Consider the following 12,691-nt stretch of genomic DNA (forward strand, 5'->3'; position numbering starts at 1 on the left):
GAAATTTTTGCGGGTACAAAAGAACGAACTTTTGTGGTTATACTGGTAATGAAGTGGTGCAAATAAATGTAAGGTGATTTAAACTTTAGGAGTTAAGTAACTTTAAGCTTTCAATGTCTTCGAAGTGCTTCATATTCAAAGTGTCTAAAGTTAGCCCATGTGCCACGGCTGTCCCAGGAATAAATAAATCAGGCTTGTCGATTGTTTTTCTTTTTGATTTAAGTTGAGCAACAATTCTTGCTGCTGATTTTGCAGCTTGACTGTCAAAACTTATTATGGTAAACTTTTCTAAGAAATTATCCCAAAACTGCATCTGGGCTTTTGGTGCACCATTAAGAATCTCGAACTGGGTTATACTGGAAATATAGATGTAATCAAAATGCTTAAAATGTAAAACCAATTTCGAATTTGCCTTTTCTGACTTTCGAAAATAGTCAATCAAGATGGTTGTATCAATCATTTACTTTTTGTCCGCCATGCAGCAATACTTTTTCTATTATCTTCAATTCTCCCTATTTCTTCCTCCGATAAAACAGGGCCATTAAGCAAGTCTTGAATGAATTCGTCTTTTTTATCCATGGATGGATTCTTTTCGGACAATTCTTTGCGCAGTCTGGCCTTCTGCGAAGGCGACAAACTTTTTACCAGCTTTAGAAGTTGCTGAAACGGAACTTGTACTTTAATCTCCATAATACCAAAGATACAAAATTGGATTTTGAATAACCATTTAGGTTTTTGGATTCTAAAGCGCTTTTTCCGAACCATTATTAAATTTACCCACCGGAAACATTTTAACTCTCAAAACGTTTCCATAGTTTAAATTGTTTTATACATTTGCCGCTTGGAAAATGATATGTCTGAAGAAAATTTAAGCAAGGAAGATCAGCTCATTAAAGATGCCATTGACGTGTTTCTCACCTATGGCATCAAGAGTGTGACGATGGATGATGTGGCGCGGCACTTACGGGTATCTAAGAAAACCATTTATCAATTTGTCAAAGACAAAGAAGATTTGGTAAATAGATGTGTGCGCCGCGATTGCAATTCTATCGAAAATAGCGTGCAAGACATTCAGGCGCAAAACCTAAAGGCCATTGACGAAAATTTTGCCATTAGTTCTGTTATTGTCGAAGAACTAAAAAATATTCACCCTTCTATATTTTACGATCTGGAAAAATACTATCCCGAAGCAATGGCGATGATGGTAGAAATGCGCCATGATTTTATTGGTGGAGTAATGCGCCAAAATCTGAACAAAGGAATTTCGGAAGGTGTTTATCGCCCCGAACTGAATGTAGAAATAATGACCCAGCTTTGGGTTTTACGATTGAATGTAATCTTTAACCCAAAACTTTTCCCAATGGATGAGTTTCATCCCAAAGATGTATACCTCGAAATGTTTATCCATCACATTAGGGGAATTGCAAATGCAAAGGGATTGAAGGAATTAGAAAAGAATTTGAATAAAAATGCCAAACCTTAAATGATGTCGCGAATACTTACCCTACTTGGTTTAATACTGTTAAGTAGTATTGCCACGGCACAGTCACTTTCATTATCGCTCGCAGAAGCACAGCAAATGGCTATTGACAGCAGCTATGCCACCAGAAATGCCCGCTACAACACCGAGAAAAAAAGAAAAGAAGTGAGAGAAGTGCTTGCCAATGGTTTTCCTCAAATTAACGGTACCGCAGAGCTCCAGGATTTCTTGAAAATTCCTACGCAGCTCGTTCCCGCCGAGTTTTTTGGTGGTGAACAAGGCGAATTTGCCGAAATTCAGTTTGGTACAAAATATAATTTTACTGCAGGCTTAAGTGCTACCCAGCTGATTTTCGATGGTACGTATCTGATTGGTATTAAGGCTTCTAAAACAGTTGTGGAGCTTACCACAAATCAGGAATTAAAATCTGAACAAGACATTAAATTTAATGTCGCCGAAGCGTATCATACGGTATTGCTCGCCATAGAAAATTTAAATATTCTTCAGGAAAATCTCGGTAATTTTCAGAAAACACTTGACGATACACAGGCGCTTTACGACAATGGACTTACCGAACAGCAAGATGTTGATCAGATTAAACTCAATAAAAATCAAATCACGATTAATATTGACCGCACTCAGCAATTCCTCGAGGTTTCGAGAAAAACACTGAATTTTTTGATCGGTATTGATTTAGATCGCCAGATTACTCTCACCGATAATATTGAAAATCTGGTTCAGGTAAGCAACGACCAAAAATACCTGGAGATCGAACCGCAGCTCAATACCCATCCCGATTATTTGATTGCTAAAACCAATCTGGAAATTCAAGACTTGACGATTCGCGGCAATAAGGCAGCTTATTATCCGAGTCTTAGCGGATTCTTCAATTATCAACAAACGGCGCTGAGAAACGAATTCAATTTTACCGATACAGACCAACCTTGGTTTCCAACATCTATCATTGGCTTGCGCTTAAATGTGCCAATCTGGAGCAGCCTGCAGCGTAGAGCACGCGTACAGCAAGCTGAAATAGGTTTTCAGCAAAGCGTTATGCAACTGCAGCAAACCGAAGAGAGCTTGAAGCTGGGAGTGGACAGGGCGCGAAGCAATTATGAAAATGCGCTTAAAACCTGGGGAAATCAAAAAGAAAGTATTGCCCTTGCTCAAAGCATCAGCGAAAAAACAAATATTAAATACAGCGAAGGCATTTCGTCAAGTTTTGAACTCAACGTTGCCGAGAGTCAACTCCTAAACGAACAAACCAAATACATACAGGCAGCAATGGATTTGCTGACAGCCAAACAGAACTTAGACAGAGCATTGAACATTAACTAACCATGAAAAGTATAAAACTAAACGGCTTATTTACAACGGGAATTTTCCTGATAGCCATTTTTATCGTTGTATCCTGCGATAATCAGCCTGATACTAAATTAACCGCGCTCGTTGCGGAAAGAGATTCTCTTAAAACGGAGAGAAAAGAACTGGATGATAAAATTCATGAGCTTGATGAGCAGATTCAGGAATTGGACTCCACCATTACCAATAAGTTGGTGACGACTATTACAGCCGACACAGCACTTTTTAAGCACTATTTTGATGTGTATGGAAATGTGCAATCTGACAAGACTGCCTCCTTGTTTGCCGAAAATCCGGGTAATGTAACCCAAATATTGGTTGAAGAAGGTCAGCAGGTTAAAAAGGGTCAATTGCTTGTACGCGTAGATGATGATGTGTATTCCAGCAATTTGCAGGAGTTGCAGACATCGCTTGATTTGGCTACAACACTTTTTAATAAGCAAAAGCGGCTCTGGGATCAGAATATAGGCAGCGAGGTGCAATACCTGGAGGCAAAAAATAGAAAAGAATCGCTTGAGAATTCAATCGCAACCTTACGCGAGCAGAAAAGCAAATCAAGTGTTGTAGCACCTTTTGATGGAGTGGTTGACAAGATCTTTCCGAAAGTTGGGGAGATGGCAAGCATGCAAATGCCCGTTGCGCGTATTGTGAATCTGGACGACATGTACATCACGGCCGACGTTTCGGAGCGCTATATCAATACGTTAAAGGTGGGCGATGAGGTGAGTCTTAGAATAAACGAAGATACAATTACCAGCAAAATTACCAGAGTGGGCGCATTCATTAACGCAACCAATCGCTCGTTTGAAATTCGCGTGGCAGTTGATGATAAAGTAGATGGAATCCGCCCCAACTCTTTGGTAGCTATGAAGATAAATGACATGTCTAAGAAGGGGGCAATTGTTTTGCCATCATCTATCATTATGCAGGATGGTAAAGGAAAAGACTACGTGTATGTAATTGGTAAAGACGATAAAGCTAAGCAGGTAGCGCTTAAAAAAAGTATTCAAACAGGTGCGTCTTACGAGGGTAAAACGGTTGTACTCGAAGGTATTAATCCGGGAGATAAAGTGATTGAAAAAGGTGCGCGAAGTGTTCGTGATAGTGATAGAGTTGACACCGCAACGATTTAAGTAATTATGGCTAAAAAACACCTTGAAAAAGGAAGCAAAGGCTACAAAGAGTTTGGTCTTTCTTCTCTTTCTGTAGAAAACAGAACTACGGTAATCGTTCTTGCGGTTATCATCCTGATTGGCGGCGTATTTTCATACTTAAGTATGCCCAAAGAGAATTTTCCGGATGTAGTAACTCCAGAGATTTACGTGGGTACTGCCTATCCGGGAAACTCTCCGCTCGATATTGAAAAATTGATTACCAGACCTTTTGAGAAGGAGATAAACGCAATAAGTGGTGTTGACGAAATTAACTCTACAAGCACGCAGGGATTCTCGTCTATTCAGGTTAAGTTTAACTTCGACATATCGCCCGAAGAGGCATTACGAAAAGTAAAAGACAAGATAGATGTGGCCATGAGCGACCGGGATTTCCCGACCGATTTGCCTGCCGATCCCAATGTTTTTGAACTCAACTTTTCGGAACTTATTCCGATAATGAATATCAACCTTTCGGGAGATTATTCCATAGATCAGCTTAAGACCTACGCCGAATATCTGGAAGATGCCATTGAAGATTTGCCTGAAATTACCAAGGTAGAAATTCGCGGTGTGATGGATAAAGAGGTGAAAATCAATGCGAATTTGCTCGCTATGGAAGCGATGGAAATTAGCTTTGATGATATAGCCAATGCCATTTCCTCAGAGAATACCACTATTTCGGGGGGTGACCTTTTGGTAGATGATATGCGCAGAAATGTGCGCGTTATTGGCGAGTTTAAGGATGTTGAGAAAATTGGTAACATCATAGTGAAGCGTGAAAATCAGGAGGTGGTATACTTAAAAGATGTAGCCGATATTTCGTTTGGAGAGAAAGAAAAGGAGAGCTATGCGCGCGAATATGGAAATCCGGTAGTAATGATTGACATTATGAAGCGGGCAGGCGAAAACTTAATAGAAGCATCAGAAAATATATCAAAAATTGTAGACGAGGCTAAGGCAAATCAATTTCCCGAAGATCTTAAGATTTCCATTACAAACGATACCAGCGATCAAACCAGAACGCAGGTTGATGAGTTGGTTAACAGCATTATCTTCGGTGTGCTACTTGTAGTTGGTGTCTTGCTATTCTTCCTTGGCTTAAGAAATGCACTTTTTGTTGGTATTGCCATTCCGCTTTCTATGCTGATGAGTTTTTTAATTCTCGGTGCGCTGGGTGTTTCGCTCAATGTAATTGTACTTTTTGCACTTATTCTGGCTCTGGGAATGCTGGTTGACAACGGGATAGTTGTTGTAGAAAACGTGTACCGCCTAATGGATGAAGGCTATACAGCCAAAGAGGCTGCCAAGCTGGGAGTTGGTGAAGTTGCGGTGCCTATTATTGCATCTACCGCCACAACACTGGCGGCATTTTTACCCCTGGCATTCTGGCCGGGAATGATGGGTGAATTTATGTTTTACCTTCCCATTACGCTTATTATCGTACTTACTTCTTCGCTGTTTGTGGCCTTGGTTATCAACCCGGTTCTAACGGCAATGTATATGAAAACCGGTGAGCCCGATATCAATAAGAGGCGTATGGTGCGCAATAGTCTTATTTTTATCGTTATTGGAATCGTTTTTGACGCGGTGGGCTTGCTTTCAGAAGCTAAAGGGTTTATTACTTTGGGTAATTTACTTCTCTTTATTGGTGCTGCCGGATTATTGAATGTTTATGTTCTAACACCTGGTACCATAAAATTTCAAAATCAGATTCTTCCCAAAATGGAGAATGGCTACCAGCGGTTTTTAACTTATGCACTTAAAGGAGCAAGGCCATATGGATTTCTGATTGGAACTTTTCTACTCTTAATTGTTTCGTTTGTTTTGCTTAGTGTTTTCCCGCCGAAGGTTGATTTCTTCCCTGTAAACGAGCCGCAGTACCTCAATATTTTCATTGAGAAACCCATTGGAACAGATATTGAAGAAACCAATAGAACGACTATTGAGCTAGAGAAGAAGGTAATGTCGCTACTTGATAAATACTTCACTACCAATGAAAATGGCGAACGAGAATCATTTTTGATAAAATCTGTAATTGCTCAGGTAGGAGAGGGAGCCAGCGACCCGGCTCAAGGAAATTCGGCTGCTCAAACGCCTCATAAAAGTAGAATTACTGTGCAGTTCTCTAAGTTTCAAGATCGCCAGGGAATTAGTACCGGCGATGTTTTGGAAGAAATTCGGAAAGATTTAAAGGGCTACCCGGGTACCCAAATTTCTGTAAGTAAAAATGAAGCGGGTCCGCCGCAAGGTGCTCCTATTAACATTGAAGTCACTGGCGACGATTACGAAAAGCTTATGGACGATGCTGAAGGCCTTAGGGCATTTATTGATGAGCGAAATGTAGCCGGAATAGAAGAATTGAAACTCGACGTAGAAACAGGTAAGCCTGAAATGCCAATCATTATAGATCGTGAGAAAGCACGCCGACTCAACCTTTCAACCTATCAGATAGGAGATGCTTTGCGCACAGCCCTTTTTGGCCGCGAAGTATCAACATATAAAGAAGGTGAAGATGATTATCCAATCAATGTTCGATTGCAAAAACGCTTCCGCGACAGCGAAGATGCCTTAATGAATATGAGGCTCACCTTTAGAAATCAGTCATCTGGCAAAATTGTTCAGGTACCTATTTCTTCTGTGGCTCATGCCGAAAAGAGCAGCACTTTTAGCGCTGTAAAGCGGAAAGAATTAGACAGGGTAATAACGATAACTTCAAATGTACTAACCGGCTATAATGCCAATGAAATTGTTGCCAGGCTCAAGAGCTTTGTCGGTGAATATGATAAACATCAGGGTACTGAAATTAGCTTTACCGGACAGCAGGAAGAACAAGCCAAAGAAATGGACTTCTTAAGCACCGCTCTTGCTCTGGCATTGTTCCTGATTATATTGATCATCACCGCACAGTTTAACGCAATTTCCACGCCCTTTATCATCTTCTTTGCTGTAATTTTTAGCTTGATTGGTGTACTCCTGGGCTTGGTAATTTTCCAAATGGATTTCGTAATCGTTATGACTATGATTGGTATCATTTCCCTTGCGGGGATAGTCGTAAACAACGCGATTGTATTGATTGATTATACCAATTTGATACGCTCGCGGTTGAAGGATGATATGGATATTGATCAGGAGGATACCCTTCCTTTTCAGCAAACGGTTATAGCAGTAATAGAAGGGGGTAAAACGCGTTTGAGACCGGTATTGCTTACGGCAATTACCACAGTTCTGGGGCTTGTTCCACTTGCTATAGGGTTAAATATCAATTTCTTTACGCTTGTCAGCGAATTTGATCCGCAGATATATGTGGGTGGTGATAACGTAATGTTTTGGGGGCCAATAGCTTGGACAATCATCTTTGGTTTAACCTTTGCCACTTTCCTTACATTGGTTATTGTGCCGGTAATGTATTTATTGTTGGCTAAGATGAAATACCGATTGGTTTACAAAAAGGATACGTCTTACGATATTGAAGCATAGGTTTTTGAACCATTAATTTCTTTGAACCATTAAGTCTTCGATCCATTAAGGAGTTAAGAAAATTAAGGTTTGCTGGTACCAACGCTCGCATCTTGCCATGCCTGCCGCTTGGTAAACTACGGGCAGCCTACTCTGGCGTCTCCAGCCTCCCTTTGTAAAAGCTCAATTGAAAAGATGAAGTGGGCAGCTTAAATTTAAAAAGAGTTCCGCATCAGAAACCCGGCGGGACGCAGGAAGAAAAGTCCCCAAGCTAAAAGCTTGGCGACGGCAGATTGACAACCACAACCTTAATGCCCTTAACTCCTTAATGATTTTTTCTTAATGGTTAATTTTTTTTGAACCCAATGAAATGGAGAATAGGCCTTGTGGCAAAATCTCAACTGTTTAACTATACTTAGTTGAAACCTCATAACTTTTCAAGACGCTACGCAACAAATTATTTATACTTTTGTTAAGCAATACTAAATAGGGTTTATGGAATACAAAGCAGGGCACTTATTGGAAAAGATTGATTTTCCGAAAGACCTTCGTGCAAATATAAAAGAGACAGAGCTGCCTGAGCTTTGCGACGAACTTCGCGACTTTATTATTGATGTTGTTTCTACAAAAGGTGGTCATTTTGGCGCCAGCCTTGGTGTAGTTGAGCTCACGGTTGCCCTGCATTATGTATTCAATACGCCATACGATCAGCTGGTTTGGGATGTAGGCCATCAGGCTTACGGACATAAAATTCTTACCGGTCGTCGTAAAATATTCCATACCAATAGAAAGTATAAAGGTATTAGCGGTTTTCCGAAAAGGTCTGAAAGTGAATACGATACTTTCGGTGTTGGGCACTCATCCACTTCCATTTCCGGGGCTCTCGGTATGGCTGTGGCCAGCAAAATAAAAGGTGAGCTTGATCGTCAGCACATTGCTATAATTGGCGATGGAGCTATGACTGCCGGTCTTGCATTTGAAGGACTCAATCACGCAGGAGTTGAAAACTCAAATATGATTGTTATCCTCAACGACAATTGCATGTCAATTGATCCCAATGTAGGAGCCCTAAAAGATTATCTAACTGATATCACTACTTCACCTACTTACAATAAGGTGAAGGATGAGGTGTGGAATTTGCTGGGAAAAATAAGCAAATTTGGACCTAATGCCCAGGCGATAGTCCAAAAAGTGGAAAATGCTATAAAGTCGTCGCTGCTCAAGCAAAGTAATTTATTCGAATCGCTGCATTTCCGCTATTTCGGCCCCGTTGATGGGCACGATGTAAACCATTTGGTAAGCGTGCTTCGCGATCTAAAAGATATTCCCGGGCCTAAAATTCTGCACTGCGTTACCGTAAAAGGAAAAGGGTATCAGCCTGCCGAAGTAGGTTCGCCAACACAATGGCACGCGCCCGGTTTGTTTAATAAAGATACCGGCGAGATTATTAAGGTCGTTCCTATTAATCCACAGCCCCCAAAGTATCAGGACGTTTTTGGCCATTCTATTGTTGAGCTTGCCGAAAAGAATGAAAAGATTGTGGGTATTACGCCCGCCATGCCTACAGGTTCGTCGCTTAAGATTATGATGGAAGCTATGCCCGACCGCTCTTTTGATGTGGGAATAGCAGAACAACACGCTGTTACCTTTTCTGCGGGGCTTGCCACGCAAGGGCTCGTTCCTTTTTGCAATATCTACTCCAGCTTTATGCAGCGCGCTTACGATCAGGTAGTGCACGATGTGGCTCTTCAAAATCTCAACGTGGTATTTTGTCTCGACAGGGCGGGATTTGCAGGTGCCGATGGCCCAACGCATCACGGTTCTTTTGACTTAGCTTACTTCCGCTGTATTCCTAACCTCACAATTTGCGCACCGATGAACGAAGAGGAGCTGCGCAATATGATGTATACGTCTCAACTTGAAAATGCCGGTCCATTTGTAATTCGCTATCCACGAGGTGAAGGTGTAATGATAGAATGGAAAACACCTTTTAGAAAAATAAAAGTTGGTACAGGCCGAAAGGTGCGAAATGGGAACGATATTGCTATTTTATCCATCGGTCATCAGGGCAATTACGCCTTATCTGCCGCCGAAGAGCTTTCAAAAAAAGGGATTGATATGGCGGTTTACGATATGCGTTTTGTAAAGCCACTCGACGAAATAATGCTTCACGAAGTTTTCGCCAAATTCGATAAAGTTATAACTCTGGAAGATGGATGCCTGATGGGTGGTATGGGAAGTGCTATACTTGAGTTTATGGTAGATCACGGGTATAGCTCACAAGTAAAACGGTTAGGTATGGCCGATTGCTTTTTTGAGCACGGCTCACAAGAAGAACTATATGCAGAAGCTGGTTTTAGTATAGAACATATTAAGGCAACAGCTAAAGAAATGTTGAAAGAAAAGTCTTCAGGGAAGTTTATGGTGGGGTAGGTTGGTGCTGACCATAAATGTCAGCATCTTGATTTAATCAATATCAAGTCGCTGGGGAACTACTTCTAAAGCAATTTTTTCTTGATCGCCTTGTATCTGGAGCACAAAAACATGATCTGAAGTCATTAACTGGTCATTAAATTTGAAATTTCCCGCTATTTCGGGAATGTCGATTACAAGTTCTTCGCCTGCCATATTTTTCGAGCAAACCACAAGTTCTACTTCTTCTTGACTGGTAATCTTCTCAAGCTTTTTTCCATTTTTGTCAGAAAAATAGAAGTCTGTAATCGACTGCTTATCATCTTCTTTTTTCGCCGGACAAGCCTGAGTGCCACTTTCAACATCGTTTTCAGATCCACTGTATTCGGGCTCTGTGTCGAGTTCATTTCTAAGATTAACTGTGCATCCCATTGGTTATTGTTTTATTATCCAATTAATGTAATAGTGCTAATTGTGATTTTCGAATCACGTTTTCTTAAGTCAAAAACGACTGAATACTCCAACTCTGGAAAGTCTCTGCCTACGATGAAGTAGCAACATCCGTTTTCGTCGGGTTGAGAAAAACGCTCATCGATTTCTAATTCTGATTTCAAACTTTCTTTAATCAAATCAAGGTTAAAGTATTCTTTTACAAGGTCTATATTGTAAACATCAGCATCCATAGGAGGCGCAGAGATTATCGACTCAATAAAAATAGTGTCATTCTTAGCAATGGCAATTTTAAGTTGCGCTATAAAATTATCAATATCTTCGTTATCAGCAGGGGTGAGGCAATCTGAAGAGAGATATTCAGCAACTTCTTCCTCCGTTTCAGAATTAAAATCTGGAGTCTTCTTTTTTGAAGCAACGCTGTTTTCACTTCTTATCTGATCTGTGGCACGCGCTATAGAAGAATGCTTATTGCAAGCGCTTAGCAATAGAAGGGTTATGGATAGTGTAAGAATGGTTTTTGTCATTACCTGGTAGATTCTCCTTCCGTAGATGCTAGAGCCACAGAAGTAACTTTTAGACTAGCGCTAGTCTCAGTTGCGTAGGTATCGTCCGGGCCTAATTCATCGGCTGCAGTCACATTGTAGGTATTAGGAATATAATAACCCATAAATTTTCGATATACAATAGCTCCTGTCGAACGACTAGTATAACAACGAAAGATTTTACCCGTACAATTGTAATCAGTAACCTTAAGCATATTTCCTTGATTTCCACCTAAAAATAAATACCTTTTTGTTGTTTCTGAATTGGAATACTTTCCAAATACGAAACTTACATGACCTTGGTATTCCCTTTTATACTTCCCTGCTTCATTTTTGCTATAATCTGACCAAGTTGCAATGGCTCCATAAACGGGTTGGTCAACTTTTGTGAAATATGTTTCATTTTTATCTTGAAAACTTCTTGACCCTGCTGATCTTGGATTTTCGTAACCCTTTTGGGAAAGAACCCAACTGACGAAAGAGGCACACCATGCCTGCGCCGCTGCATCTGCATGAAAAAGTCTAACATGGGGATGATATTTATCTTCTATCATTTGCCTTAACGGAGTAACAGTTTCCCTAACCCCTGCGGCTTCTCTTGCCTCTGTTAAGACCACTTCCATCCACGGAGCCCGAGAAGAGGTCAACCTAAACCAAGAGCCATCCATGTCAAGCCATCCATTTCTCAAAGAATTTGTTCCTTCATTCCTACCGTAATAGTGGAAGTTCCGTTGGGGCATGTCAGTATTTCCGGTATGTGCGTCAACCAATAAATAGACAGGGGCATAGCCTTCCTCTGAATTTCTAATTAGTTCAACCCAACGGGCATTACTCTCATCATCTGCTGCGGTGAATTTTACTTTGACTGCTGCAAAATCTAATAAATCATCAACGTTTAGGGGATTTTCATCTAGGGCAAAACGGCTCACTTCGGCTTCTATAATCGCTTTTCGCTCGCCATCAACTTCCACCTCTATCGTTGTGTCAACCGATTGAAGCATATCCTGCACTCCCTGTTTGATATTGATTTTGAGCGTTTTCTCTCTAAAATGTAATGTCTCTACCACAATGTAAGCCTCGCCGTTTAGAGGCAATTCGGTAATTCGCTCAAAAGAGACGTTATTTCCGGTAGCGACGGTTGTAGGGATGATAAGCTGCTGACCATCGTGAATTACATTTGCATTTCGAATGTGATTTAGATCCACGAGACGTTGAACAGTCGTATTATGTTCTCTGGCGAGCTTTCCAAGTGTATCTCCACTGCCGACGGTATGAAACATAGTACTTTCCTGGCCATTGCTAGTTAGCTTTTTTTGCGCAAAATAGGCTTTGATGATATGAGGTGTTTCAACAGGCACATCTGGAGGACTTAAAGAACAAGCCGTATTGAATGGATCATAAACTTTAATTCTTGACATCGCGCGTTCTTATTAAATGAATAAATAACATTGTCTGGAAATTTTCATCCGCGCCTCTCAAATGTTCTGCACCCATTCTGGAAATAGCAGAGATGAAATGATGCCAATTAGCTTTGAAATTAGAGAAGTTAGTGATACTAGAGATACCCACAGACGCCATTGGAATTGGATTTGTATCGCAAACTTGAAAAGTTGGTTGAGCCATGGTTGTTTTGGTTAATTGTGAAGGCTAAAGATAAAATAAATACACTTAAATATAAACGAGTGATCTGTAAATGATCACTTATCACTACCTAATAATAAAGTACTTTTTTTTTACAGTTGTTTTCATTAGCGAAATTCTAAAAAATTTTTGCGCAGAAAAAAGACTGAAATGCTTTTGGGATTAATGATTATTAAAGCGACTCAATGAGC

10 protein-coding genes are annotated in these 12,691 nt (G+C 40.5%); 5 read left to right on the top strand and 5 right to left on the bottom strand.

Going from position 1 to position 12,691, the window contains the following annotated elements; translation table 11 throughout:
• Positions 1 to 85: 85 nt before the first annotated feature.
• Complete coding sequence (locus tag G3O08_RS06450; RefSeq protein WP_163284040.1) at positions 86 to 460, bottom strand: type II toxin-antitoxin system VapC family toxin; 375 nt, start codon at positions 458 to 460, stop codon at positions 86 to 88.
• Positions 457 to 690, bottom strand: a complete 234-nt coding sequence (locus G3O08_RS06455) for a hypothetical protein (protein ID WP_163284054.1) — start codon at positions 688 to 690, stop codon at positions 457 to 459. The genes G3O08_RS06450 and G3O08_RS06455 overlap by 4 nt, the downstream gene beginning before the upstream one ends.
• A gap of 163 nt (positions 691 to 853) precedes the next feature.
• On the opposite strand from G3O08_RS06455, the gene G3O08_RS06460 reads away from it, so the two are divergent.
• From G3O08_RS06460 to dxs, 5 genes are all read left to right on the top strand, one after another.
• Positions 854 to 1,483 (top strand): TetR/AcrR family transcriptional regulator, encoded by a 630-nt coding sequence (locus G3O08_RS06460; RefSeq protein WP_163284056.1) that lies wholly within the window; start codon positions 854 to 856, stop codon positions 1,481 to 1,483.
• Positions 1,484 to 2,818: a TolC family protein gene (locus tag G3O08_RS06465; protein WP_163284058.1), complete on the top strand. Its 1,335-nt coding sequence runs from the start codon at positions 1,484 to 1,486 to the stop codon at positions 2,816 to 2,818.
• Between the two features lie 2 nt (positions 2,819 to 2,820).
• Positions 2,821 to 3,975 (top strand): efflux RND transporter periplasmic adaptor subunit, encoded by a 1,155-nt coding sequence (locus tag G3O08_RS06470; RefSeq protein ID WP_163284060.1) that lies wholly within the window; start codon positions 2,821 to 2,823, stop codon positions 3,973 to 3,975.
• A gap of 6 nt (positions 3,976 to 3,981) precedes the next feature.
• Positions 3,982 to 7,473 (top strand): efflux RND transporter permease subunit, encoded by a 3,492-nt coding sequence (locus G3O08_RS06475; RefSeq protein ID WP_163284062.1) that lies wholly within the window; start codon positions 3,982 to 3,984, stop codon positions 7,471 to 7,473.
• A gap of 474 nt (positions 7,474 to 7,947) precedes the next feature.
• On the top strand, positions 7,948 to 9,885 hold the full coding sequence (dxs, locus tag G3O08_RS06480) for a 1-deoxy-D-xylulose-5-phosphate synthase (protein WP_163284064.1): 1,938 nt from the start codon (positions 7,948 to 7,950) through the stop codon (positions 9,883 to 9,885).
• Positions 9,886 to 9,918: 33 nt separating this feature from the next.
• Here dxs and G3O08_RS06485 read toward each other — a convergent pair whose 3' ends face one another.
• Genes G3O08_RS06485 through G3O08_RS06495 form a run of 3 tightly spaced genes read right to left on the bottom strand, consistent with a single transcriptional unit; the run spans position 9,919 to position 12,277 of the window.
• Positions 9,919 to 10,296 (bottom strand): hypothetical protein, encoded by a 378-nt coding sequence (locus G3O08_RS06485; protein ID WP_163284066.1) that lies wholly within the window; start codon positions 10,294 to 10,296, stop codon positions 9,919 to 9,921.
• A 14-nt stretch (positions 10,297 to 10,310) separates the two neighbouring features.
• The gene (locus tag G3O08_RS06490) at positions 10,311 to 10,841 is read right to left on the bottom strand and encodes a hypothetical protein (protein ID WP_163284068.1); all 531 of its coding nucleotides are present in this window, start codon (positions 10,839 to 10,841) and stop codon (positions 10,311 to 10,313) included.
• Entirely contained in the window at positions 10,841 to 12,277 is a 1,437-nt protein-coding gene (locus G3O08_RS06495) for a LysM peptidoglycan-binding domain-containing protein (protein WP_163284070.1), read from the bottom strand. Before G3O08_RS06495 ends, G3O08_RS06490 begins: the two co-directional genes overlap by 1 nt.
• Positions 12,278 to 12,691 lie beyond the last annotated feature (414 nt).

The organism is Cryomorpha ignava (genome assembly GCF_010686655.1).
Taxonomy (GTDB): Bacteria; Bacteroidota; Bacteroidia; order Flavobacteriales_D; family Cryomorphaceae; genus Cryomorpha; species Cryomorpha ignava.

Bases quoted from the DNA above. Each gene is read 5' to 3' on its own strand.
- G3O08_RS06485 (WP_163284066.1), bottom strand. From the start codon at position 10,296: ATGGGATGCACAGTTAATCTTAGAAATGAACTCGACACAGAGCCCGAA.
- G3O08_RS06490 (WP_163284068.1), bottom strand. From the start codon at position 10,841: ATGACAAAAACCATTCTTACACTATCCATAACCCTTCTATTGCTAAGC.
- G3O08_RS06450 (WP_163284040.1), bottom strand. From the start codon at position 460: ATGATTGATACAACCATCTTGATTGACTATTTTCGAAAGTCAGAAAAG.
- G3O08_RS06475 (WP_163284062.1), top strand. From the start codon at position 3,982: ATGGCTAAAAAACACCTTGAAAAAGGAAGCAAAGGCTACAAAGAGTTT.
- G3O08_RS06465 (WP_163284058.1), top strand. From the start codon at position 1,484: ATGATGTCGCGAATACTTACCCTACTTGGTTTAATACTGTTAAGTAGT.
- G3O08_RS06455 (WP_163284054.1), bottom strand. From the start codon at position 690: ATGGAGATTAAAGTACAAGTTCCGTTTCAGCAACTTCTAAAGCTGGTA.
- G3O08_RS06460 (WP_163284056.1), top strand. From the start codon at position 854: ATGTCTGAAGAAAATTTAAGCAAGGAAGATCAGCTCATTAAAGATGCC.
- G3O08_RS06495 (WP_163284070.1), bottom strand. From the start codon at position 12,277: ATGTCAAGAATTAAAGTTTATGATCCATTCAATACGGCTTGTTCTTTA.
- dxs (WP_163284064.1), top strand. From the start codon at position 7,948: ATGGAATACAAAGCAGGGCACTTATTGGAAAAGATTGATTTTCCGAAA.
- G3O08_RS06470 (WP_163284060.1), top strand. From the start codon at position 2,821: ATGAAAAGTATAAAACTAAACGGCTTATTTACAACGGGAATTTTCCTG.